The sequence below is a fragment of the Paenibacillus sp. 1001270B_150601_E10 genome (assembly GCF_015558675.1).
Lineage (GTDB): Bacteria > Bacillota > Bacilli > Paenibacillales > Paenibacillaceae > Paenibacillus_B.
Window position 1 is genome coordinate 201,188 of sequence record NZ_JADMOL010000007.1, and the last position, 23,396, is coordinate 224,583.

The window sequence follows — 23,396 nt, forward strand, 5'->3', positions numbered from 1 at the left end:
GCCGGATTCACAGGCATATAGAATTCGAATCTGCTCCTCCTGCTCAATGCGTGATAATTCCCTTACGATGCGCTGCCTCATGTCAGTCACGGGCTTCTCCTCCTTTATCGCTTTGGTTTCTTCCAAGTTAAGGTGCTGTAACCATATTGCCTCAGAACGCATGCTTCGAACATGGCGAAAGTATTACGAGAATGAATAAAGACGACTCTTCCATCAAATTTTCGAAATTAACATACAAAGATACAGATTGGTTGAATAAGGCTAATTGTGCTCCCTACTCCCCTTCTATGCTGATACAATAGAAAGAACAACGTAGCTGGAGGGTGGTTGAACGTGGCAAAGGAAAGCTTTGATAAAGAAATCCAATTTCTTCGCATGCTCATGCTGACCAGCGGAGCCTATAACCGAATCCAATTTGCAGAGCGGCTTGGCATCTCCGTCCATACCTTTGACAAGACGACGCGGAGATTGAAGGAGATTGCTGCAGCTTCTGCCTCGCCATCCACGAGTACGAAGGATCCACAAGATCTCCCGCTCGCCGTTCGATACAACTATTACGAGACAACAGACCCGATCCTGTTGTTTTTATTCCGCACCAAGTCGTTAAAGGAATCAGAATCCATGCGGATCACCCTTATTCTTGAAGCGTTAAATGGCCAGGAGATGACGGCAATGGAGCTGATCGATGCCTGCAGCAGTAAGATGCAAGAAGACATGCCCCTTCCAGACGAGAAGACGATACGATCGGATCTTAAATATCTGGAATCGGTTGGTGTGATTCATAAAAAGAACGCAAGCAGGCCCTATCAGTATCAATTGCAAAATGAGCTGCTTCGCTCGTTATCTGACGACGAGCTTATTGATTTGTATGACTTCGTGGATGTCATGTCCAATACACAAGTCCCTTCTGTGCAGGGATATTTGCTTCGAGACAGCTTAAAAAAGCACCTGATGCGCCTATTTGATGAAGCAAGCAGCATAGAAGCCTTTTTATACAAGTACCATTATCATTCGCGCATTCTAGATGAAGCCCATCTGTATACGCTCTTGGAAGCAATACGCCATCGACGTCGTGTCCGCTTCCGCTACTTTACGCCAAAAGCCGAGAAGACCTATTCGGCGCAGTCCACGAATCCTCGCTTCGAGCGAGAGGATGAGGGCAAGTGGCATAAGGCCTTGCCGCTAAAAATTGTGTATGATCATCAATATGGCAGATGGTATATGCTGAGCAGCGATCGAGAGGGAATCCGCAAGTTTCGGATGGAGGGCATGACGCACCTAGAGGAAGCAGAATCGATTCCTGAAGCAGACTTTCAGCTTAAAACTGCCGCACTCGAGGAGAAGCTTCAAACAAGCTGGCTGATCGATACTGGCCAGCCTGTAAAGGTTCGGGTCCGATTCTTCAGCCCCGAGCCGCCAGAGCCTGACTTCATCAAGCAGCGTGTCCTGCTTCAAGGACAATGGGGAGAAATTGTGGAGGAAGATGAGCAATCCTTCATTTATGAAATTACAGTCAACGGCATCACGGAGATTAAGCCATGGCTTAGAAGCTTTGGCTCAAGCTGCGAGGTATTGGCCCCAAGGCATCTAAGACGTGAAATGATTGAGGAGTGGAAGGAGATTCAGGCGTATTATGAATCTATTTGAGAAGATCTTTAACTATCAAATTCTCTCCCGGCTAGAGGAATCCGGTACACTCACGATCACCTCGCAGGAGCGAGCTTGGCTGAAGACCATGCTTGGCCAGCCTGCGGCAAAGGAAGCTTTTTCCGAGGAGACCCTAGAGAAACTGCAGCGTATTCTACAGGATGCGCCCAGCTTGGATACCCATGAATATGTCATGGAAAGGGCCAAGAGCAGGGAGAAGCAGGTCTTTCACCCTCTCCTTCGCCCCTTGCACCGATGCATCATCGAGGAAAAAGGGATTCTGATTAGCTATTCAACAAGAAATGGACGGGTCAATGAAGAGCATGAAGGCTTTCCCTATAAGCTTGAATACTCCATGGTTAAGCGGGAATGGTACCTGCTATGGTTCCATGTAAAGCGCAGATGCAAGATGAGCACCAAGCTTAGCAGCATCACGGCAGTATCCGCGCAGCTCCTACCTATCAAGGAGTTGGAGCGCATTCGGCACAGCCTCGCCACCCATCAAGCTTCACGCAAAACGACTGTTCAAGTTAAGGTTGTCCGTCAATATAATCGGGAGCTTTCCCGTATCTTGTACGCCTTCTCCTGCTTTGAGAAGGAGGTCTCCTATGACGAGGAACAGGACTCCTATGAGGTTAGCATTCACGTTCCCCGAGATGAAGTGGAGTACCTGCTGTCCAAGATCCGCTTCTTAGGCAAGCGCGTTCAGATCTCGAATGGCACCTATCTGAAAAAGCGCATGCTTGAGACCTCGAAGAAAGCGTTGGAGCGGTATGCTGAAGAGTTAGAGAATGAATGAGAGCCGATTAACGGTAAAAAGTAAGGACTGCTCGACCCGGTCATGGATCTAACAGTCCTTATAAACATGTGATTTAACGTCCCATACGTAAATCTAAATCTTGCAACATGAAAACTTAGATATTTTTCATCAAATCAGCTTCCGGCTATACCATTTCTCCCCGCGGAAGCGCCAAAGGAAGACGGAGCCGCGGATGCCCCACTCGATCACCATTGCGATCCACACTCCCATGATGCCAAACCCGAGCGGAATCCCAAGCACGTAGCCTAAGATAACACGGAAGAGCCACATGGAGAGCAGCGAAGTGATGGAGGTGAAGTTCGAATCTCCCGCTGCGCGAAGGGCCGATGGCATAATAAAGCTGATAGACCACAGAAATGGCTGGGTTATCGCGATCAGCACCATAAGCTTAAAGATCGTCGGAACAATTTCAGCTGGCGGCGAGAACAGCTTCACAATCCATGGGAACAACGGCATGAGAATCGCAGCGGCAAAGACAAACATGATAGAAGACAGCCATAAGAATGATTTGATAAACTTCCTCGCGTCTTCAATGTTGCGCCGCCCGATGCATTGGCCTACAACCGTAACAACCGCGATGCTCAAGGCATTCGCTCCGATCTGAAACACAAGCGATATCGAGCCGCTTATCGCATTGACCGTGATCGCAAGCGTACCCAGTTGTACGATAAACGTCTGCGTGAGCAGCTTCCCGCCGTTAAAGAACATTTGCTCCGCTGCAAACGGAATGCCGATCATCATAATTTTTTTCAAAATAGAGAAATCCAGCTTCAGCGCATTCTGAATCCGGAACTTTAGCGTCTGATTAAACTTCAACAGATAGATAAGCGATATGACCATCCCAAGCACACGAGCCGTAAGCATGGAGATGATCAACCCAACGACGCCCATATCGAGTACCGTAATGAACAGGATATTGAGGAACAAGTAGGTTAAGTTCATAATAAGCGACAGACCCAAGCAGGCCTTCGTCTCTGCAACACCGCGCAAAGCCCCCGTTACGGCTTGAAAGATCGCAATAAACGGATACGATAGACAGCTTCCGATCAAGAAGATTTTTGCGTTATCCAGAACATCCGCTTCCGCACGGCCAAATAGTAGATCCAGTGTTGGGTTATGAAAAATGATGACGACCGCGCTGATCACGATCGACAGCAGCGCAACGGCTGATATCGCTTGAGCGGCTGATTTCGAGACCATTTCTGCATTGCCGCTGCCTTTATACTGTGCCACGATGACGGTTCCTCCCGTCGCCACAGCAACAAACACGTTGACCAAGAAGATGTTGAGCGAGTCCACCATGCTGACCGCACTAACCGCTGCTACCCCCGAGGAGCTGATCATCGCCGTATTCAGCAGGCTCATCAAAATAATAAAAGCTTGATCCACAAATATCGGAATAATAATCGCGATAATTTGCTTATAATCAAGCGTTTCTCCTGTGAAATATTTATTCAGCAGGAAGGTCGTTCTTCTCTTTATACTGGGAACAATTGTACTCACCGTATCATCTCTTCTTTGTGTATTGTGCCAAAGGCTCTCCCTTGGCATTGCATAATGATGCATTATTATACCATTCTTCAGAGGAGATGAAAGTGATATGCATTGCCTTATTCAGGCATATGGCGTGGTTTTCGAGCAGAGTCGCTGCCTTTACCATCTTTTTAGGTACAAATGATCAGGAATGCGACTTTATGCTCGCCAACACGACCAGAATGACCTTAATGAAATATATTACATATCATTTTAATGGGAATTCATTATTTACCTTCTATTTAAAAGCAAAAGACGACCGTTTCATTAAGGCTCGATATCGAACTTCGGATGGTAATGAGTGATCCGATCATCATCGGCTTGCGAGCGCGGATCTTGCTCCGCCCCCCATCTATACCCGTATTTCATTTTCTGAACCCTTAGCCAGCCAAGCCTGATCTTGATAAAAAAGAAGCTGCTTCCAATGAGAAAGCAGCTTCTTGATGTTGGTATTGGATTACGCCTCGTTAGAAGGCGGTGTAAAGGTGCGCTTCCCAAGCTCGGAATCAAGCATATAGAAGGCATTGCTGTCATTATCAATGCGGCGCAGCTTCTGAATAATGCTGTCGAAGGTTGCTTCTTCCTCAACCTGCTCGTCAATGAACCATTTCAGGAAGTTGATTGTCGCGTGCTCCCGCTCGTCCCAAGCGATATCCGACAATTCGTAGATACGCTTTGTTACCGTCTTCTCATGCTCAAAGGAATGCTCGAACGCATCCAGCAGCGAATGGTATTCATTTTGTGGATTCTCCATGCCTGTCACGATCGCGCGTTTGCCCAAAGCATTAATGAAATGGAAAATCTTCATCCCATGATACTTTTCTTCTTCGGACTGCATGATGAAGAAGTTGGCAAATCCATCAAAGCTTTCCGACGAACAGTAAGCCGCCATAGCGAGGTACACCTGTGCCGAATAAAATTCATAATTCATTTGATCGTTCAACTTTGCGAGCAGCTTCTCACTTAACATCGGATCACTTCCCTTTTTAGCTTGTCTGGATGAATGCTAGAGCATGTACCTTGTTATCCTGTACCGTCTAGCTTCCTTCTATTCTAAGTATGTTGGAAAAGAGTGGTGTTGTAAAGTATGTCGATACAAGCATATGAATGCATAGGAAAGCCTCTTAGCTGTTGGATCATGATTCAGCAACCCATTCTTCCTTCTCCAATCACAACTGCAACCACCCGCACAGCACTTGCATACAATACCGCAGGAGGTGATGGTTATGCCGCCTTGGGTTCAAAAAGCACGCCGGTTGCTCGGACAGCCTGTAGGTGTCTCTTTAGTCAACGGTCAGGGCGTTAGTGGAATTCTATGCAGTTTAAATGGAGGCGTTGTTGTCATACAGGAGTATTTGTATCATAATCAATTCGCATCCAAGCAATATCCATTCGCTATGATCCAGGAAATCCATCCTTATCCCGGATGCTACATGTCAGGGCCCGTGTACTAGGGCTAATTCGATTGTCAATAGGCTTGCTTCATATGAAGTAATATTAAAAATAGCCGGGAACCCCCAGCATCTTCAAGGGTTTACGGCTATTTGCACGTCATACAAATGTAATAACTTCAGCACAAACTGAAAAATCACTTACCAATTGGTTCGAGGCTTTTGAAAAGCATCTGTCGCTTTATCGATATCGCTCATCATATCCTTTACACGATCCAAAGCTTGTTGAATCTGCTTCTGATGGGCATCCAAACGATGTGCGATAGATCGAATCTGGACTTGTGTAGGAGGGTTCGGCGCTTCCGCAAGCTCAATGAGCTCCTTTTCCAAAGCATCAATGCCAATCAAGCCTGAGCTGAGCATTTCAATCCCAAACTTTGCTTTGTCCGCGATGAAGTCAATCTTCAATGCCGTTTCCTTCGCTTGGCTGTTTCCCCACCCGGACATGTAGTTCGATGATCCAACAGGCGGTGTGTAATCACTCATGAAGACAAGCCTCCTTAATTCTGATCCTTATTTTTGATACTTATCTGTGATTTCATCAATCTTGTCTGTCAGATCGTCAATCTCGTCTGTCAATTCGTCGATCTCGTTCGTTAATTTGTCTACGTCCTTGATGTTCTTTTGAACTTCGTCGATATTGCTGCTTGCAGCCGTAACTTTGGACATCACCTCTTGCGCGATGGAGGTTACCAGAACTTGTACATGATCAGGAGCGTTTTGTCCAACTTGTGCCACAAGTCTATCGATAAGGGGTTTGATTTGATTCAAAGTCGTCGCAGCATTCGTTAATTCACGGCCGCAAGAGTTCAACTCAGAGTCAATCTTATCCGATACACGGTCAATTTTGGACTGCGTTATTTGGTCAATTTCTCGAATAACTCTATCAATATCATTTGCCATTTCACGTACAGCGCCTTTTCCTACCAACATTTACTTTCCCTCCAGTATATTTACAATTGATTCGAATTCCTTCTCATTATAAGGGGAGCAGCCCATTCCATTCAATCAAAAACTAGGAAGATATTTGAATAATTTTACTCTATGTTCATCCAAACAAAGTAAAAAAAAAGAGAAGACTGCCGTCTCAGTCCTCTCATAAGGATACATCCTACTCTTCCTTCTTCTTTTTCGATTTTGCTGCTGCTTTCTCCATATTGCTTGCCACTCGATATTGGACTATCTTACGGATCGCATCATAGGGCAATGGCTGATCAATTGGAAATTGGACTGCCCCTTTGGACTGTTTATATCCCTTAAGCTCTTCTTGAAAGGCCTCAATGCCGCTAGGCGTAGGATAGAAGCCAATGTGCTTCTTAAAAGCAGCAAAATGGACAAGGTTCCCATGGAGCTCAAAGGTCGGCATCTGATAGCTGATCTTTTCTTTCGCTTCTGGCGCTTCCTCTTTAATGACTTTTCTAAGCGTTAGAAGGATCTCTTGTACCTTAGGTGAAAATGTCGTGATATACCCATCAATCGACTCGTACGCGCTGTTGCTCTCCTTCATCCTAAAGCATCTCCTTTATCACTTGATATCTTTATTCCTAACCCAATTATCCCGTTTTCATCCTTTGTCTAAAGTTTGCGCCAGCATTCCGATTATAGACGGAGAAGAGGTGGACAAGTTTTGTGTGTATCACATCCTGTTTTAGCCGCCTCTTTTTGCTTCACTTTCACATCTACTATATATAGTAGAAAAACGAAATGGAGGGATGAGAAATGGGAGGCCGTCTTACCTTTTTGACCTGGAATATGTATTTAGGGGCAGATACTGCTCCTTTATTCACAGCAACGCCTGAGCAAATTCCACAGCGTGTCAGTGAAGTGCTGCGCCAATTCCTAGCTACGAATATTCGATCCCGAGTAAAGTCACTCGCACGAGAAATCGCCTCGAAGAAGCCTGACTTCATCGGATTACAGGAAGCTGAGATCGTCCAAATCGTTATCCCCAGCTTTCGAACCATTACGTTTGATTTCGTTCAGCTGCTGCTGAAGGAGTTAAGTAAACGAGGTATATGCTATGAAATAGCCGCTCAGAATAGAAACTTTACGGCAGAGTTCCCGGACAGTCATGGGAATATCGTTCGTTTGCTGGATCGAGATGTACTCTTGATTCGAAAAAATAGCTGCCTGCAAATCATTCAAAAGGTGGAAGAGAATTTCAACACTAATCTTGTGGTTACAATTGGCGGACAACCTTTTGAAATCGTCCGCGGCTGGTCATCCATTGATGTGTATTGGCACGGACGCATCTTTCGAGTAATCAACACCCATTTAGAGCCCTTGTCTCCAACCGTACAAGCTGCGCAAGCTATGGAAATTCTAAATGGACCGGCCAACATTCAATATCCCCTCGTTGTGCTTGGGGACTTGAATTCTAATGCCGATGGAACAGGCACACCAACCTATGGACTGTTTATCGCAGCAGGTTTCCAAGATGCATGGCTGGAGGCAGGGATTGGCCCCGGATTTACTTGCTGTCAGGATGCTGACCTGCTGAATAATATATCGGAGCTAAACGCAAGAATTGACTTTATCCTGTTTAAAAATGGGTGGTCAGCATTGAAGGCAGATGTTGTAGGAGAAGACCAGAAGGACCGAACCTCTACAGGACTCTGGCCTTCCGATCATGCGGGAGTATCTGCCGTACTAAAGTTAAATCCTAAGACTGACGATCACTGGTCCAATTAGATGATGGACAAGTTTGTGTGTATCACTTAATAGATTCGCCGTTTCATTTCTTCATCCTTTCTCATCTACTAGGAAAGTAGAATAAAGAATGGAGGTCATCCTGCGAATGATTGATCGTTTTTCCTTACTGTTATGGGGATTATATTTGGGCGAAGGGTCGTATCCCATCTTTTTAATTAAATTCGACTAATCCTTTTAGGTTTGCTCGATATCCCTATCTTTAACAAGACTAGCCGAGAGCCTGGATATTCAAAGGAGCCGGCTAGTTTTTTCTTTTTGATTTTCCTTTGCATACAGGAGAGCAATGATCAATTATAAATATTTTAGATTTGGTAAAAGCAAAAAAGTCTGCACGAAGAGAGCCCCCTTCCGCGCAGACTTAGTATTCCTATATGCAGACCAGCATTCCTTCTACAGTCGTCCTGCCGCCTTCACTTTCACCAGCAATGCATTGCCTGGCAGATAAGCAATCGGTATATCCTCCGTCAGCACGATCTGAACTGTCTCGAGAACGGCGCCAGCCAGAACGGCTTGCTCAATCGCGTTGCTTCGCGCATCCTCCATCGCCTGATCATACGTCATCTCATCCAGCGAATAGATGCGCTCCGTCTCGCCGCTGACTTCGCCAAGGGCCGCCCCGATCGCATTGGCCGCGTCATAATGCGCTGGCCTTACGATCTGCGCCACGCCTTCCAGCTTGTCCGCGACAAGAATGCTGCCGCCTCCAACGAGAATGACGTCCACTGGATCGGCGCTTGTCTTCATGCGATCAATCGCATCCTCGATATCCTGCGTCATGATCGCATCTGCTCTCTGACAGATCGCCTCATCCAGCTCCTCTGTCTTCACCCCATCCCACTTGTAGCGGCCAAGCTTCACCGCTACGTCCGTTGCAGTGAGCGTGTCGCCGCCAAAGATGCGGCCGCGCTTCAAGAGCTCATAGCCGACGCTGTCCGGACCGACGGTGACGCGGTCCTGCGCAGCATCCGCGCGCACAATCGTGCCGCCGCCGATGCCGATGGACAGAATGTCCGGCATGCGGAAGTTCGTGCGTACGCCGCCGATCTCGACTGCGGCGGAAGACTGGCGCGGGAAGCCCTGCGAGAGGACGCCGATGTCCGTCGTCGTGCCGCCAATGTCAACCACGAGGGCGTTGTTCAAGCCCGACAGGTGCGCGGCACCGCGAATCGAGTTCGTCGGTCCGCAGGCAATGGTCAAAATAGGATAGCGAAGCGCATATTCACTACGCATCAGCGTTCCGTCATTTTGACAGATATAGACGCCTGCATCGATGCCAAACCCATGCAGGGCTTCCTCGAAGCCTTTTACCACGCCAGCAATGACATTGAGAAGCGCGCCGTTCAGAAGAGCCGCATTCTCGCGCTCCAGCAGGCCAATGCTTCCGATCTCATGCGAGAGCGTGATCGGCATATCCGCGCCGAGCACCTGCTTGGCAAGCTGTTCAATACACTTTTCCTGTGAGGTGTTTACGGGTGAAAATACACCGCAGATCGCGACGGCTCCTACCTCACCCTTCATTTTCTCCAAGCAGCTCACGATCTCTGCTTCATTCAGGTCCACAATCGTACGGCCATCATATTCGAATCCTCCGTGAACCACATAAGCATGCATCCCGATGGCAGCCTTCAGTGTATCATCCCAATCCGCAAGCGGCGGAACCGAAGTCGTCGCAGGCGCGCCGATGCGAATCAAGCCAACCTTGCCAAGATGCTTGCGCTCCACGATCGCGTTCGTACAGTGTGTCGTCCCCAACATCGCGTAGCGAACCTGCGCAGGATTTACTCCACTTTCTTCAAGCAGTCGGCGGATCGACTCTATGATCCCTTCATTAACGTCACGCGTTGTATGCACCTTTACGGTATGAATCGTATTCAGCTTCGAATCGAGCAGAGCAGCGTCCGTATTTGTCCCGCCGACATCAATCCCGATGCGGTAGATTTCCTCGTTGTTGATGGTATTCGTGTTCGTAAGAGACATTACTGTGCTCCCCCTTTCTCTGCTGTCAGCTTCTCGATTGGAACGTAAGGCACATCGTAGCCAAAGTATTGCGGGCCAACAGTCTCAAGCCCTTTAGGCGTACGCCATTTCGGATCGCAAGGGAACCCAACTGCCGTTACCCGAGCACCATACTTCAAGTTCTCCGTTGTAATCGGCATGCCGGTGTCTTGGTCCAGCAGCGAGATCAAGTCTGGCGTTACCGCGAGGGATTCGCCATCCTCTGTCGCAAGCAGGAATTCATTTTGGAAGAACAAGCGCATCGTACGTCCCTTTTGCTCATCCGTTCCTTCAAATACCGCTTCGCCGCGCGTAAATCCACCCTCAGTACGGCGACGAATGTCCACCGCTTTGCCATGGAACAATGCATATCCGTTCAGGTGCTTCAAGAGCGCTTCAATGGGGTTCTGCTTCATTTCCTTCGATTCATATAGAATCTTGCCGATCTCATAAGCGAGCGTCAGCGTGCGCGGGATCGCACTCTTTTTAACCTGCGCGCCTGTTACCGGATAATCGCAGATCGAGGCCGAGCCGCCCATCTGGATCGTAATCGCGCGAGCCATGCGCTCCTCCCACACACCATCAATCGCATGCATCAGAACACCGTTGCCGCGTTCATCGGCCATCGTAATCGGACTGCAGTCGATGCCGTCCAGATAGAAGGTCACCATTTGGGATTCCGGGAATGCCCGTCCCATCGCATCCGCATCCAGCATCGGAATGCCGCGTTCTGCAGCTGCTATTACCGGAACGAGCGAATTGCCGCCTCCTACCTCGATTGGCATAATCGCGCTGACTTTACGTCCGAGCTCTTTTTCGATAAGCTCCAAAGGCTTTGTCATCTGCTCAACCGACGGAATCTTCTCATTCATCACCGTTGGCGCGCCGATCATCGAAAGGGGAACGACAAGGGCGTCATCCTCTAATTCCTCCGTGCTTACCACACGGACTGGACCGTATTTGCGAATAGCTTCCATCGCCATTAATTTACCGATATGCGGGTCACCGCCACCGCCTGTGCCAAGAACGGCTGCCCCCACTGCAATATATCGAACCGCTTGTTCATTTAATTCTGTTAGCTTGAAGTTTGTCATGATGTTATCCTTTCTTCGTCATGATTTTACCGACAATCCACTGTGCGATAAAGGCGAAAATAAACGCGTCTAGCGCAGAAACGCTTGTGAGTCGGAGCCATCCAAATCCATCAGGCGCTGGAGTGGTCATATAAGCGAAGAACGTGGCCGCGACCCATACCAAGAGGGAGCGAACGATCCAGTTCTTATTGCGATCCAGTCCCTCGAAGGTGAATTTTTTGCGATCCACGAGCAGATATTCCGCTGTATAAATCCCTCCGATTGGAGAGACGAACATCGTAATGATGTTAAGGAAAGACAAAAATTTATCGTAAATACCAAACACTGCGAGCAGTGTAGCAATAATACCTGCGACTACAGTAATCAGCTTTTTCGGAACGCGTTGGAACACGACCGAGAACCCTAGCGATGCGGAATACAAATTGCTTGTATTCGTTGTCCACTGCGCGAGCGTCAGCACGATAATCGCAGGAAGACCAAGTCCTAGAGTAATGAAAATGTTCGTCAAATCATCTGTATCCATCACACGCGACAAGAAGATTGCAATGATCGTCATAAAGCTGTTGCCGACGAAGAAGCCGATAAAAGCTGCCGTTACGGCATGCATAGGTGTACGTGCCCAGCGCGCAATATCCGGTGACAATACTGTACCGACAATAAAGATACCGATAACGAGCGAGATTGCCGTTCCCATTGGAATCGGCGAGCCGCTGATTGGTTCCCAGATCGCGGACGTACCCTTTGTATGAAAAGCGGTAAAGATTGCAATGCCGATAAAGATAACAAGCAACGGTACCGACCATACACTTAAGCGCTCAATCGAGCGATATCCCCAGATCGCTGTCGACATCATCAGCAGCCCGCCAATGAAAGACAGCACGCCTAGCGATAAGTCCATTCCCCACAATTTATGAAAGGCCGTCTGCATATTCGAGGCAAAAAATCCAACCTGCACCCCGAACCAGCCAAGCGAGAAGATCCCTAGAACGACTGCTACGACACGCGCCCCTACATTACCGAATAAGAAACGGCTGATCATAGACGTAGAGAGTCCTGTCTTGGCCCCTACAAACGCACACAGCGCACCAATCAGTCCAAGTATAATGGAGCCGATAATGGTTGCCGTAAGCGAATCCGAGAGATTCATCCCGTTGCCAAGCTGTGCGCCCAAGAACATCGCCGACAGATCGATTCCAATTGCGATCCAGACAAGCGACATGGACAGCCACTTTTTACGCATATGCTGAGGAACGGGTTCTCTTTCAAAATCCTGCCCACTTGCACTTTCGTTGTTCACCTGACTTGCTTCTGTCATTCTCCCCATCCCCCTGTTGTTGAATCTTCCTGTTCGTCGTTATGAGCGGGCTGCGTTCCAATACATCTCAAATGCATGATTCAGCTTGCGCTCATACACTTCCTTGGAGGTGTAATAGAAATATTGCATGCTTAATCCGTCCATCAAGTTGAGAAAAGCATCGACTAGGAGCTGCACAGATTGATCGCGTATTATCCCGTCTTCCATTCCTTGAACGATCAATTGTTCAATCGCATTCGTCAGCAGCTTGTCCGAATCAAGAAAGGCTTCCTCGATCGTTTCCTTTAAAAAGATAGGAGGAAAGATCACGTACCGCAGGACGAGCAGGCTCGCTTCCCGACTCTGCTGATAGAATTCATACTGCCTCGAAAGAAGCCGATAAAGGCTTTCCTTCGCAGACAGCTCCTTCTGTTCCTCCGACAGCTCCTGAATAAAGGTATTGTAGGACTCCATCGCCTCACGAAAGACCGTCATGAACAAATCCTCTTTATTCTCGTAAAAGGCATAGATTGCTGGGGTCTTCACGCCAACTTCCTTTGCAATCTCGGAGAGAGCCGTGCCCTCGTATCCCTTCTCCCCGAACAGCCTCATTGCCACTTCCTTCAACTTATGTCTAGTCATGAATATTTTCACACTCCGTACTTAATTAACGTTAATTAAAAAGTACTATACATCTTGTTGCATAATAATTCAATAGAAATAGAGAAAAAATTGCTATTTTTATATATAATCTTTGTCATAGCAACACAAAAAACCTTACCCCATCAAGTCCAATGGTAAGATCGCTAATTTAATAGTAAAAAAATTAATTGATTGTTTATCCAGATTTGAATAATCATATGGAAAGGTTAGATATGGATGGCTGCATATAAATACAGGATTTTCTGTCGAAAAAGGTAAATACTACACATGTGATACACATTATGCATGATTGATCTCATTCAAATTCAAAATGAAAGGGACAGCCAGAATGAGCAATCCCTTTATAAGGTTATTCTTTTGTCGCGACGACCATACCTTATAATCAGGCTATCCCCTTTTGATTACCAATTAAATCCGTTTGATATGAAAGTATTTTCAGATAAAGTAAGAAAATTTTCACAATTGTGAATTTTGTCACAATCAATAGTCCGATAATATATTAAAATTGAGACGAACAAAAAAAGACAACGATGCAGCACGGGGAAATACCTGCGAAAGATTAGAGTTGTAGAACATCAAGACAAATCTTGCGCTCTCCAACCTCTAAATCTGTCCCACACGTTCTCCTCTTTGTCGTGGCTTTTTATGTTCACAGCTATGAAAATGTTGGAAAGATTCAGAAAAAGTGGAGGTCTTATCATGAAAAAGAAAGCATCAGCAATGCTTATCCTCGTTCTCTCGATGATGCTCGTCATCGCAGGCTGCGGCGGCGGTAACAAAAGCCAGAACGAAAGCCAAGGCAATACGAATCAGACGGAATCGAAGGAAACGGAGGCTGTTTCAGGAGCTTCTAAAGTCGAATATACACCTATCGATCAGTTAAAAGATAAATATGATATTATCATCATTGGCGCGGGCGGTGCTGGGATGACTGCTGCGCTCGAAGCCAAAGAAAAAGGGATGAATCCAGTTATCCTTGAAAAAATGCCGATGGCTGGCGGGAACACGATGAAGTCCTCTTCCGGTATGAATGCTTCGGAGACGAAGTTCCAGAAGGAGGAAGGCATTACGGACAGCAACGATGCTTTCTATGAAGAAACATTGAAAGGCGGCCACAACACAAACGATAAAGAGCTGCTTCGCTTCTTTGTAGACCATTCGGCAAACTCGATCGAATGGCTGGATTCCATCGGCATTCGCTTGAACAATCTTACCATCACAGGCGGAATGAGCGAAAAGCGTACTCACCGTCCTGAAGACGGCTCAGCAGTCGGTCAATACCTCGTTAACGGCTTGGTGAAAAACGTTCTTGATAAAGAAATTCCTTTGTTCGTAAACGCAAATGTAACCGAAATTACTGAGAAGGACGGCAAAGCAAATGGCGTTAAAGTCCTCTTGAACGATAAAGATGAAAAAACCATCTCCGCGGATGCAGTCATTGTCACAACTGGCGGTTACGGTGCTAACATGGACATGATCACTAAAGTACGCCCTGATCTCGAAGGCCTTGTTACAACGAACCAAGAAGGCAGCACAGGCGACGGCATTACGATGATTGAGAAACTCGGCGGTGTAACGGTAGATATGGATCAAATCCAAGTTCACCCTACTGTACAACAAGAGAAATCCTATCTGATCGGTGAAGCCGTTCGCGGTGAAGGAGCAATCCTAGTTAACAATGAAGGCAAACGATTTGCCAATGAATTGGACACTCGTGACAATGTAACGGCTGCAATCAATAAGCTTCCTGAAAAAGCAGCTTATCTCGTATTTGATTCCGGCGTGAAATCCCGCGCTAAAGCGATTCAACAGTATGAAGAAATGGGCTTTGTGGTTCAAGGCGATTCGGTTGAAGCGCTTGCTAAAGAAATCAATGTACCGGCGGATCAGCTCCAAGCTACATTGGATGCGTATAACAAAGGCGTTAAAGACAAAAAAGATGCCGAGTTCGGCAGAACGACAGGAATGGATAATGAACTGTCCGCAGGACCATTCTACGCCATCAAGATCGCTCCAGGGATCCACTACACGATGGGCGGCGTGAAAATCAACACGAACACAGAAGTATTGAACAAAGACGGCAAAGCGATTCCTGGCTTGTTCGCAGCAGGTGAAGTTACTGGCGGACTGCATGGTCAAAACCGTATCGGCGGCAACTCCGTTGCGGATATCATCATCTTCGGCCATCAAGCAGGTATTAAATCAGCTGAATTTGTAAAAGGTCAATAATTAAATCATTCGATACCTTTCAAAGATGAACAAGCGCTTGGGCTCATTAGAGCTCAGGCGTTTTCTTTATATGAGAAAATACATGCCTCCCAATGCAATTATTCTTCATCTGAGCATTTTGAAATGAATACAGCATTTAGCTTCAAGGGTTCGTCTGACATGCACTTCTCGGTTCTTTACGAAATCCAACTTGACAGCCGATCGATATTGTCGCTATCATGGATACACGAAGTCCGTAATTGGAGGAACTACGATGAAGTATTCAAAAGCAACCAACTACGCCCTCCACACCATGCTTTATCTGATTGCCATTGCACCGGAGCGACCAGTAGGCGTACAGCAGCTTGCCGACAAGCAGGGCGTATCCCCTACCTACCTGTCGAAGATACTGACGAAGCTCGTAAAAGCCGGGCTGATCGAGTCGGCTTCGGGCGCCAACGGCGGCTACCGGGTTAAGGGTAATAAAGAGGATATCTCCTTTTTGGACATTATTCACGCGGTGGAAGGCACAACTTCGCTGTTTGAATGCTGCGGCAGCGAGGACCCTCGATGTGTGATCCAGCAGGTGATGCTATCCGCGGAAGATGCCATGGAGCAGCATTTGAAGAACACGAAATTGATTGATCTTATGAAATAAACGGTAATGCCCCTTGATACGATTGGGCATTACCATTCGTTCGGATTAATTATAGACATTATATATCTACAATATCTATTTATGAAACGGAGGGTTAATCAAATGAAATGCGATTGCGCCATCGTTGGCGGCGGGCCGGCAGGATTAAATGCAGCACTGGTGCTCGGCAGAGCAAGAAAAACTGTCGCGCTATTCGACAACAGTCAGCCTAGGAATGGTGCAACCCGCGCCTCTCATGGCTTCATTACGCGTGATCGGATTAAGCATACTAAATTTCTCCCAGAGATCAAGGGACTCCGTGATTTTTATGGAAAAACCCTATTCAACTGCCCCTTCTGCGACGATTGGCAACTGCAATAAGAACTTACAACAAAGGAGATGGTATTAACGTGAGCCATACCCATTCTAACCATAAAACCCCTGATTCCTCTGACAATATGCTCAAGATGAACAGGATGATCCTCAAGCAGGGAGCGGAAGTTCTGGCCCTGCTTAATCCTAAGCCTGACGAACATATCCTGGACGTGGGCTGTGGTGCAGGTGATCTTACCGCGATGATTGCAGCTGCTGGCGCCATTCCTACAGGAATAGACCTATCCGAAAAAATGGTGAATCAGGCCAAACAGAAATACCCTGAGCTGCATTTCTCGGTGGAAAATGCCTGCCATTACCGGACAGCTGCCCCCTTCGATGCCGTATTCTCTCATGCTGCTTTGCACTGGATCCAGGATGCCGAGGCCGTTGCCCGCTCCATCTGGCTAGCGCTTCGAGACAGCGGGCGATTCGTGGCCGAATTTGCCGGCAGCGGCAACGTCGCTGCATTAACGACGGCCATTCGAGAAGAGCTGGAAGCACGTGGCCATGAATGGGCCGACCGGAGCCCGTGGCACTTGCCCACGATTGGAGAATACGCAAGCCTCCTAGAGCGAGTAGGCTTCCGCGTGACATCGGCAAAGCACTTCGATAAGCCTTCTCCAATCAAAGCGGAGTTAGGCATTCGAAATTGGCTCAACAGCTTTGAAAAATACTTTTTCTATGATGTTACCGCGGAAGATAAAGAGTCTATTATTCAATCCATAGAAGCAAAGCTGAAGCCGATTCTTTACAAAGATGGCCAATGGATGCTGGACACCAGTCGATTGCGTATCGAAGCCATCAAGGAATCTTCCTAAAAATAAAACGAACCAATCCTTGAAAGGCGAATTGGCTTTATGGTATGGTAGACGGAAATATTTTTGGGAGCTGAGCGTATGACCGTACATGCAGTTGACCCTATTTTGCTCGAATTCCCTGAGCAGTTTGAAAGCGAGCGCTTAGTCATTCGTGCACCGCAATGGGGCGATGGAGCAGCCCTGAACGAGGCTGTGAGAGAAAGCATTGAACAATTGCGACCTTGGATGCCGTGGGCACAAACCATTCCATCAATCGAGGACTCTGAAGCAGGCATTCGGCGATCCCGCCTGGAATTTCTAGAGCGCAAGGATCTCCGCCTCCTTCTTGAGCACAAAGAATCCGGCCGAATCATAGGCAGCAGCGGTCTTCACCGCATCGATTGGCCGTCACGGAAGTTCGAGATCGGCTACTGGGTGCGCACCTCCTTTGCACAGCAGGGCTTTGTGACGGAAGCGGTACATGCCATTGCCAGCTTCGCCGTTCGCGAGCTGCAAGCGAATCGAATTGAGATTCGCTGCGATGAACGCAATGTACGAAGTGCAGGAGTCGCGGAACGTTGTGGATTTACTTTAGAAGGCATCCTTCGCAGCGATAAAGTGGCGCACGATGGCACCTTAAGAAGCACGATGATCTTCTCCAAGGTTCGCGGTGTGGAATTTTAAGCTCATAAGATGTCCCGCTAAAATTATAAGTTCATATGTAAAAATAAAGAGGGACATCACGTCCCTCTTTTTGTCTAGAATAGAATCTAGCTGTATCGCTATAGACAGAACCACAGAACCACAATTCTATTTGCGATTACATCTTTCTCTACTATCCGTGATCACTCATATCTATGAATAGCCTCGAAGGCGGTTTCTCATGTGCGTCATTCTTTGAAAGCATCGGTTGAAAGCATCGATCATGATGTCGCTTTTCTCGGCAGCTCCAATACGAATTTGGTGACCTCTCCCCCTTCGCGCGTACTGTTCGTGCTTGAAGCCGAATATCCTGCCATGTAAGGTTAATTTAAGAATCGTGTAAGAAGCAGGAAAGAATGCCGCGATATACTGAGTCCTATAGCACTGTCACATTTGGTCAAATAGAAAGAGGGGATTACATGGCAGATCCAGCACTGCAAGAAAAGAAAAGGATTAGGTTATGGCTAGAACACATCGTCCGTTCCTTGAAGCGTCCGGCTCCACTTACCTCAGGCTGGAAGGGGGCATCGCTTGCGCTAGGGGCTATCGCCCTATGCCTCTATCTCGTACAAAGCTACACCTTGATCGGGGCGCGGGGCGCGATCCCATACATCGTCGGAACCCTCGTATTCCTGCTTGCGATTGTCCTGTTGACTGGGGTCATAGCTATGCTTCTCCACTGGGCGAAGAAGATGCCCATCCGCTACGTTTGGCTTGCACTCACCGCCATTTGCCTGCTGTTTATCAGCTTTATTGGTCCGATACCCTTAATGTTTCTAGCATCGCTATCGATCATTGTCGCCTTCTCCCTGCTTGGGATGTTCGTGTACCGCTGGAAGAGCGGCGGATATCGCGAGTCGAAAGCAATTTCTAACGTTCTCTCCTTCATAACAGCGGGTATCTCATTGGTCTATATTCTCTTGGGCAGCTACTGGCTGCTTGAAAGCGGCAATAACAATCTGTCGAAGCCCTACCGGCTGCAGGTCATGAAGCCAGCCGACCGTTATCCAGTTACACTGTCTAATCCAGCCGAACAAGGCGCCTACCGAGTCAAGACGTTGACCTATGGAAGTGCGAATAGCTACCGCAAGGCATTCAATGCCAAGGATTCGCTGATCACGAAGCAGGTGGACGGATCATCCTTCGTAAAGAACTGGTCCGCTCTTCGTACGAAAACGTTCGGGTTCGGTCCTGACGCCATGGCGCTGAACGGGCTGGTCTGGTATCCCGATGGCGATGGCCCCTTCCCATTGGTTGTCGCTGTTCACGGCAATCACCTTGCAACCGATTATTCCGACCCAGGCTATGCCTATCTAGGCGAGCTGCTCGCCAGCAAAGGCTATATTTTCGTATCCATTGACGAGAACTTTCTGAATACTTCACCGTATGACGACCTGCTTGTGCTGAGTGTGCTGGAAAATGAAAATTCTGCACGCGGCTGGCTCATGCTGGAGCATCTTAAGGTATGGGAGGAGTGGAATGGTACGAAGGGCAATCCATTCTACGCCAAAGCGGATATGGATCGAATATCACTGATCGGACACTCTCGCGGCGGTGAAGCGGTGACGGTAGCGGCGGCGTACAATAAGCTGTCTGCCTCACCTGAGAACGGCAATATGACCTTTGATTATGACTTTGGCATTCGATCTATTATTTCTATTGCCGGCACGGACGGCCAATACAAGCCTGCTGGCCAGCCAACCGCATTGAACGATATCAGCTACTTGTCAATTCATGGCGCGCACGATATGGATGTGAGCTCGTTCAATGGCGCAAGCCAGTACAGCCGAATCGGATTCTCTGGCAAGAGCGCTGACTTCAAAGCATCCGTCTATATCTATGGAGCCAATCATGGGCAGTTCAATACGGAATGGGGCAGATCGGACAGTGTGGGCATCGGCAGCAAGCTATATAATACGGCTCAGCTTCTGCCCCAAGAGGAGCAATTGCAGACGGCCAAGGTGCTCATCTCTTCTTTCTTGGACGCGACGCTGAAGGAGCAGCAGGAATACCGAAGCGTATTCCAAGACCTTGGCCATGCCCGAGAGTGGCTGCCTGATACGATGTACATCAGCAACTATTGGGACTCCGCCACGAAGCTGATCAGCAGCTTCGATGAAGACATCGATCTAGCCACGACCACCCTGAAGGACGGACGTCTGATCGGGGAAGGGTTGAAGGAATGGACGGAAGAAAAGGTCAAGATGAAATATGCGACTGACCAGTACAGCGCAGTTCACCTTGGTTGGAATCGCGAAGATGCCTCAGGTACTCCTGCTTACTCCGTTTTCTTGCCGGAGGAGCATGAACTGAGCATTACCGATGATAGCGCCATCGTATTCGCGATGGCTGACCGGGACGATAAGAAGGACACGAGTGCGTTAGACTTGGACGATCTTATTGATCTGACGATACAAGCAGAAGACAAGAAGGGCAATCGGGCATCCGTGCCGCTAAGCAGCCAATCGAGACTGCTGCCTATGCTTGAGGGCAATATTATGAAATGGCCGTTTGGATTCACCGTACCGACGAAGGAGCCTGTCTTCCAGAACTTCACGATCCCCTTGAGTGAACTGAAAAAGATCAATCCAAGCTTTGATCCCAGCGAGCTGAGCAAGATCCGATTCGTCTTCGATAAGACGGAGAAAGGAACCGTCCTGCTCCGGGATATCGGTATTCGCGATGACAAAGGCAGTAATCGTGCAGCTGGCTCGTAGCATGCTGTCCCCGCTCTTTATGTTTATTTCAATCTCATCTGCTGCTATAAAAAGCATCCCACTTCACTTTCAGGTGAAAGGGGATGCCTTTTGTTTTTTTATCAACATCATGAAAGTCACAAGCGTTCATCAATCCTTATAAGGATCAAACTCATCCGCACCAGCCATGCATACGCCTATTGGCTTCAGCACATGCATGACCTCAATCGTGTTTGCATGCGCATCCAACACTTCCTGGAGCTTTCGATACACGAATGGACTCTCATCGGTTCCCGCTCCGCGCAGTTCAACGCCAAAGGAGCGTACAGCCTCCATCATTTGCTCGGTGCTAATTTGACCGCCTCTTCGAGTCTTGGTCTTCCAGTTCATCTTGCCTGCAGCTTGGGTTCGACTCATGATCCGGCCAGCACCATGAACCGTGCTGTAGTATGCCTCTTTGTTCTCTGCACTGTCCTTGCCTCTTACGATAACGGAGATATCCCCCATGCTGCCGCCGATAAAGCCGACCTGTCCAGGAGCAGATGGCGTTGCTCCTTTTCGAACGACAACGACTTCCTTTCCATCGTGCTGCTCTTTCCACGCATAGTTATGGTGGTTATGCACCTCAAGATCCGCTTCCGTCCCTAGAATCGACAAAACCTGCTCAATCACATAATCACGGCCTGCATAGGCGTAACGCCCTGCCAGCTGCATCGCTCGGTAATACATATCCCCTACCTCGCTGCTTAGATCAAGCAGCACAGGCGCCTGATCCATATGCTCACCTGGCGCATTGGCAAGAAACTCCCTGCCGGCAGCAAGATTCAAAAATCCACTCGCTGTCTTATGGCCAAAGCCTCTGCTTCCGAAGTGATTCGCAATCCATAGTCGACCCGTTTCCTTTTCCTCAAACAAGTCTACAAAATGGTTGCCGCTGCCGACCGTTCCCAGCTGATCACGGGCTAAGGCCTTCAGCTTGTCGTGCTCCTGCTTGCCTATTGCATGGTATACTGCCCAATCCGGGTCATCAAAGAGCGTGTGATCCACGCGTTCCTTATTGACGCGCCCTATTCCAAAAGAAATCTTGCGAGCGATCTTATCCATGATCTTGGACAATCGAGGCTTGATCTCCTCTGCAAGCAAAGGCGTTCGTACAGCCTTATTGCCGCATGCAATATCATAGCCCACGCCTGAAGGCGAGATCTGTCCTTCATAAGCCACAACGCCGCCGATCGGCTGGCTGTAGCCTTTATGATGGTCAGCCATCAGCAGGGCTTGAACGACGTTTCCGGTTTCTGCGCATGTTTTCGCTTGAGCCAAGGCCCCCTCATCAGGTGTTCCCCATACGCGCACACCGTTTATAGTTCGATAAGCCATTAATGATTCAACTCCTATTCTACAATCGCTGCTTATATCATGACTTATTTTCTTGGCAATGAACATGGCGAAAGTATTACGACCATACCTTAGAGCGTGACTCATCTCAAGCTCATTCATGCTGACTAACCTTATCGGCACAATGCCTTTCATCATCAAGCGATCTAACTTTTGCTCGTACAATCATCGGGTTCAGTACGAGTTCATCTCCAGGCGTTCTGAAAAATCACTTGCGAATATTAGACGATGTTTGCGAATCGTGGGATTTTGTAAGCGGTATCATGATTGCTACAATAAGCATGCAACACCACGAATCATATCCAAGGGGGAATATCCAAATGAAAAAGATCTCCATCTTTCTGATCGCTTGTATACTCGTCACAGGCCTTTTGAGCGGATGCGGCAGCAATGAGTCAGGATCGGGGGCATCCAATAAATTGGTCGTCTACAGTCCTAACAGCGAAGAGATCATTAAGACCATTATTCCTATGTTCGAAAAGAAAACTGGAATTACCGTTGAGCTTGTCACAGCGGGTACTGGCGAGATTATTAAGCGATTGCAGTCAGAAAAGCAAAATCCATATGCTGACGTGATGTTCGGTGGTTCCATGGCAGGTTACCGTGAGAATGCCGCTTTGTTCGAGCCTTATGTCTCGCCGGAAGACGCGAATCTCATTGAAGGACACCGCAACACGACTGGTTTCGCAACGCCTTATATCTCAGATGGCAGCGTACTGCTTGTGAACAAGAACCTGATCGGAGACATCAAGATCGAAGGCTATGAGGATCTGCTCAATCCAGAGCTTAAGGGAAAGATCGCTTCAGCCGATCCTGCAAGCTCCAGCTCCGCCTTCGCTCAGCTCACCAATATGCTGAAGGCGATGGGCGGCGACTATGAAAATGCGAAAGGCTGGGAGTATGTAGGCAAGCTGATCGAGAACCTCGATGGCAAGATTGCTAGCGGCTCCGGTGCGGTGCACAAGAGCGTGGCGGACGGCGAGTATATCGTGGGCTTGACGTATGAAGATCCTGCCAGCACTTATGTAAAAAATGGTGCCCCTGTAGAAATCGTATATCCAAAGGAAGGCGCAGTATTTCTGGATGCAGCATCCGCAATCGTGAAGGACGCGCCGCGCATGGACAATGCGAAGAAATTTATCGACTTCATTCTGTCCCAGGAAGCGCAGGATGCGTTCGGCACGCAGTTGACGAATCGCCCGCTGCGCAAGGATACGAAGCTTGGCGACCACATGACACCATACAGCAAGATCAACATGATCGATGAAGATACCGACTACGTAAGCGAGCACAAATCCGAAATCATTGAGCACTACATCTCGATCTTTACCAACATCAAATAATTAAAATGCTGATCTGCAGCACCTCGAAGCTGGC

22 protein-coding genes and 1 pseudogene are annotated in these 23,396 nt (G+C 48.0%); 12 read left to right on the top strand and 11 right to left on the bottom strand.

Annotation, left to right across the window (positions count from 1 at the left end; all coding sequences use genetic code 11):
* Positions 1-81: DNA polymerase beta superfamily protein (locus I2H74_RS24755; RefSeq protein WP_229106787.1), on the bottom strand; the 81-nt coding region annotated here is incomplete at its 3' end.
* 252 nt (positions 82-333) lie between these two features.
* Between I2H74_RS24755 and I2H74_RS17000 the strand changes: the two genes are divergently transcribed.
* Positions 334-1,647 (top strand): helix-turn-helix transcriptional regulator, encoded by a 1,314-nt coding sequence (locus I2H74_RS17000; RefSeq protein WP_195575418.1) that lies wholly within the window; start codon positions 334-336, stop codon positions 1,645-1,647.
* The gene (locus I2H74_RS17005; RefSeq protein ID WP_195575419.1) at positions 1,634-2,446 is read left to right on the top strand and encodes a WYL domain-containing protein; all 813 of its coding nucleotides are present in this window, start codon (positions 1,634-1,636) and stop codon (positions 2,444-2,446) included. Before I2H74_RS17000 ends, I2H74_RS17005 begins: the two co-directional genes overlap by 14 nt.
* A gap of 129 nt (positions 2,447-2,575) precedes the next feature.
* Here I2H74_RS17005 and I2H74_RS17010 read toward each other — a convergent pair whose 3' ends face one another.
* A complete protein-coding gene (locus I2H74_RS17010; RefSeq protein ID WP_195575420.1) occupies positions 2,576-3,970 on the bottom strand; it encodes an MATE family efflux transporter in 1,395 nt (464 codons plus the stop codon).
* 487 nt (positions 3,971-4,457) lie between these two features.
* The gene (locus I2H74_RS17015) at positions 4,458-4,970 is read right to left on the bottom strand and encodes a ferritin (RefSeq protein WP_195575421.1); all 513 of its coding nucleotides are present in this window, start codon (positions 4,968-4,970) and stop codon (positions 4,458-4,460) included.
* 256 nt (positions 4,971-5,226) lie between these two features.
* Here I2H74_RS17015 and I2H74_RS17020 point away from each other — a divergent pair, with 256 nt between their 5' ends.
* Positions 5,227-5,454: a hypothetical protein gene (locus I2H74_RS17020; RefSeq protein ID WP_195575422.1), complete on the top strand. Its 228-nt coding sequence runs from the start codon at positions 5,227-5,229 to the stop codon at positions 5,452-5,454.
* A 138-nt stretch (positions 5,455-5,592) separates the two neighbouring features.
* On the opposite strand, the gene I2H74_RS17025 is transcribed toward I2H74_RS17020, so the two are convergent.
* From I2H74_RS17025 to I2H74_RS17035, 3 genes are all read right to left on the bottom strand, one after another.
* Positions 5,593-5,937: a hypothetical protein gene (locus I2H74_RS17025; protein ID WP_195575423.1), complete on the bottom strand. Its 345-nt coding sequence runs from the start codon at positions 5,935-5,937 to the stop codon at positions 5,593-5,595.
* Positions 5,938-5,964: 27 nt separating this feature from the next.
* Positions 5,965-6,384, bottom strand: a complete 420-nt coding sequence (locus I2H74_RS17030) for a hypothetical protein (RefSeq protein ID WP_195575424.1) — start codon at positions 6,382-6,384, stop codon at positions 5,965-5,967.
* A 178-nt stretch (positions 6,385-6,562) separates the two neighbouring features.
* The gene (locus I2H74_RS17035; RefSeq protein WP_195575425.1) at positions 6,563-6,958 is read right to left on the bottom strand and encodes an iron chaperone; all 396 of its coding nucleotides are present in this window, start codon (positions 6,956-6,958) and stop codon (positions 6,563-6,565) included.
* A 212-nt stretch (positions 6,959-7,170) separates the two neighbouring features.
* Between I2H74_RS17035 and I2H74_RS17040 the strand changes: the two genes are divergently transcribed.
* Positions 7,171-8,142, top strand: coding sequence for an endonuclease/exonuclease/phosphatase family protein (locus I2H74_RS17040; protein WP_195575426.1), 972 nt, complete (start codon positions 7,171-7,173; stop codon positions 8,140-8,142).
* Positions 8,143-8,553: 411 nt separating this feature from the next.
* Here I2H74_RS17040 and I2H74_RS17045 read toward each other — a convergent pair whose 3' ends face one another.
* Genes I2H74_RS17045 through I2H74_RS17060 form a run of 4 tightly spaced genes read right to left on the bottom strand, consistent with a single transcriptional unit; the run spans position 8,554 to position 13,188 of the window.
* Positions 8,554-10,140, bottom strand: a complete 1,587-nt coding sequence (locus I2H74_RS17045) for an ROK family protein (protein WP_195575427.1) — start codon at positions 10,138-10,140, stop codon at positions 8,554-8,556.
* On the bottom strand, positions 10,140-11,252 hold the full coding sequence (locus I2H74_RS17050; RefSeq protein WP_195575428.1) for a DUF917 domain-containing protein: 1,113 nt from the start codon (positions 11,250-11,252) through the stop codon (positions 10,140-10,142). Before I2H74_RS17050 ends, I2H74_RS17045 begins: the two co-directional genes overlap by 1 nt.
* Positions 11,253-11,256: 4 nt before the next feature.
* Positions 11,257-12,567 (bottom strand): cytosine permease, encoded by a 1,311-nt coding sequence (locus I2H74_RS17055; protein WP_229106768.1) that lies wholly within the window; start codon positions 12,565-12,567, stop codon positions 11,257-11,259.
* A 39-nt stretch (positions 12,568-12,606) separates the two neighbouring features.
* Entirely contained in the window at positions 12,607-13,188 is a 582-nt protein-coding gene (locus I2H74_RS17060; RefSeq protein ID WP_195575429.1) for a TetR/AcrR family transcriptional regulator, read from the bottom strand.
* 720 nt (positions 13,189-13,908) lie between these two features.
* Here I2H74_RS17060 and I2H74_RS17065 point away from each other — a divergent pair.
* The 7 genes and pseudogenes from I2H74_RS17065 to I2H74_RS17095 all read left to right on the top strand — a co-directional run bounded on the left by I2H74_RS17065 (position 13,909) and on the right by I2H74_RS17095 (position 20,645).
* Positions 13,909-15,438: a flavocytochrome c gene (locus I2H74_RS17065; protein ID WP_195575430.1), complete on the top strand. Its 1,530-nt coding sequence runs from the start codon at positions 13,909-13,911 to the stop codon at positions 15,436-15,438.
* Positions 15,439-15,691: 253 nt separating this feature from the next.
* Positions 15,692-16,075, top strand: a complete 384-nt coding sequence (locus I2H74_RS17070; protein ID WP_195575431.1) for an Rrf2 family transcriptional regulator — start codon at positions 15,692-15,694, stop codon at positions 16,073-16,075.
* A 102-nt stretch (positions 16,076-16,177) separates the two neighbouring features.
* Positions 16,178-16,432, top strand: a pseudogene (locus I2H74_RS17075) (FAD-dependent oxidoreductase); the annotation flags it as partial.
* A gap of 89 nt (positions 16,433-16,521) precedes the next feature.
* A complete protein-coding gene (locus I2H74_RS17080) occupies positions 16,522-17,247 on the top strand; it encodes a class I SAM-dependent methyltransferase (RefSeq protein WP_420707455.1) in 726 nt (241 codons plus the stop codon).
* 78 nt (positions 17,248-17,325) lie between these two features.
* The gene (locus tag I2H74_RS17085; RefSeq protein WP_195575433.1) at positions 17,326-17,910 is read left to right on the top strand and encodes a GNAT family N-acetyltransferase; all 585 of its coding nucleotides are present in this window, start codon (positions 17,326-17,328) and stop codon (positions 17,908-17,910) included.
* 201 nt (positions 17,911-18,111) lie between these two features.
* Positions 18,112-18,249: a hypothetical protein gene (locus I2H74_RS17090; protein WP_195575434.1), complete on the top strand. Its 138-nt coding sequence runs from the start codon at positions 18,112-18,114 to the stop codon at positions 18,247-18,249.
* A gap of 98 nt (positions 18,250-18,347) precedes the next feature.
* Positions 18,348-20,645, top strand: a complete 2,298-nt coding sequence (locus I2H74_RS17095) for an MFS transporter (protein ID WP_195575435.1) — start codon at positions 18,348-18,350, stop codon at positions 20,643-20,645.
* 129 nt (positions 20,646-20,774) lie between these two features.
* On the opposite strand, the gene I2H74_RS17100 is transcribed toward I2H74_RS17095, so the two are convergent.
* Positions 20,775-22,001: an RtcB family protein gene (locus I2H74_RS17100; protein ID WP_195575436.1), complete on the bottom strand. Its 1,227-nt coding sequence runs from the start codon at positions 21,999-22,001 to the stop codon at positions 20,775-20,777.
* 338 nt (positions 22,002-22,339) lie between these two features.
* Between I2H74_RS17100 and I2H74_RS17105 the strand changes: the two genes are divergently transcribed.
* A complete protein-coding gene (locus tag I2H74_RS17105) occupies positions 22,340-23,362 on the top strand; it encodes an ABC transporter substrate-binding protein (protein ID WP_195575437.1) in 1,023 nt (340 codons plus the stop codon).
* Positions 23,363-23,396: the final 34 nt, after the last annotated feature.

Excerpts from the sequence above, each read along its gene's own strand:
- I2H74_RS17005 (WP_195575419.1), top strand. The coding sequence starts at position 1,634 with ATGAATCTATTTGAGAAGATCTTTAACTATCAAATTCTCTCCCGGCTA.
- I2H74_RS17015 (WP_195575421.1), bottom strand. The coding sequence starts at position 4,970 with ATGTTAAGTGAGAAGCTGCTCGCAAAGTTGAACGATCAAATGAATTAT.
- I2H74_RS17020 (WP_195575422.1), top strand. The coding sequence starts at position 5,227 with ATGCCGCCTTGGGTTCAAAAAGCACGCCGGTTGCTCGGACAGCCTGTA.
- I2H74_RS17025 (WP_195575423.1), bottom strand. The coding sequence starts at position 5,937 with ATGAGTGATTACACACCGCCTGTTGGATCATCGAACTACATGTCCGGG.
- I2H74_RS17030 (WP_195575424.1), bottom strand. The coding sequence starts at position 6,384 with ATGTTGGTAGGAAAAGGCGCTGTACGTGAAATGGCAAATGATATTGAT.
- I2H74_RS17035 (WP_195575425.1), bottom strand. The coding sequence starts at position 6,958 with ATGAAGGAGAGCAACAGCGCGTACGAGTCGATTGATGGGTATATCACG.
- I2H74_RS17040 (WP_195575426.1), top strand. The coding sequence starts at position 7,171 with ATGGGAGGCCGTCTTACCTTTTTGACCTGGAATATGTATTTAGGGGCA.
- I2H74_RS17045 (WP_195575427.1), bottom strand. The coding sequence starts at position 10,140 with ATGTCTCTTACGAACACGAATACCATCAACAACGAGGAAATCTACCGC.
- I2H74_RS17050 (WP_195575428.1), bottom strand. The coding sequence starts at position 11,252 with ATGACAAACTTCAAGCTAACAGAATTAAATGAACAAGCGGTTCGATAT.
- I2H74_RS17055 (WP_229106768.1), bottom strand. The coding sequence starts at position 12,567 with ATGACAGAAGCAAGTCAGGTGAACAACGAAAGTGCAAGTGGGCAGGAT.
- I2H74_RS17060 (WP_195575429.1), bottom strand. The coding sequence starts at position 13,188 with ATGACTAGACATAAGTTGAAGGAAGTGGCAATGAGGCTGTTCGGGGAG.
- I2H74_RS17065 (WP_195575430.1), top strand. The coding sequence starts at position 13,909 with ATGAAAAAGAAAGCATCAGCAATGCTTATCCTCGTTCTCTCGATGATG.
- I2H74_RS17070 (WP_195575431.1), top strand. The coding sequence starts at position 15,692 with ATGAAGTATTCAAAAGCAACCAACTACGCCCTCCACACCATGCTTTAT.
- I2H74_RS17080 (WP_420707455.1), top strand. The coding sequence starts at position 16,522 with ATGAACAGGATGATCCTCAAGCAGGGAGCGGAAGTTCTGGCCCTGCTT.
- I2H74_RS17085 (WP_195575433.1), top strand. The coding sequence starts at position 17,326 with ATGACCGTACATGCAGTTGACCCTATTTTGCTCGAATTCCCTGAGCAG.
- I2H74_RS17095 (WP_195575435.1), top strand. The coding sequence starts at position 18,348 with ATGGCAGATCCAGCACTGCAAGAAAAGAAAAGGATTAGGTTATGGCTA.
- I2H74_RS17100 (WP_195575436.1), bottom strand. The coding sequence starts at position 22,001 with ATGGCTTATCGAACTATAAACGGTGTGCGCGTATGGGGAACACCTGAT.
- I2H74_RS17105 (WP_195575437.1), top strand. The coding sequence starts at position 22,340 with ATGAAAAAGATCTCCATCTTTCTGATCGCTTGTATACTCGTCACAGGC.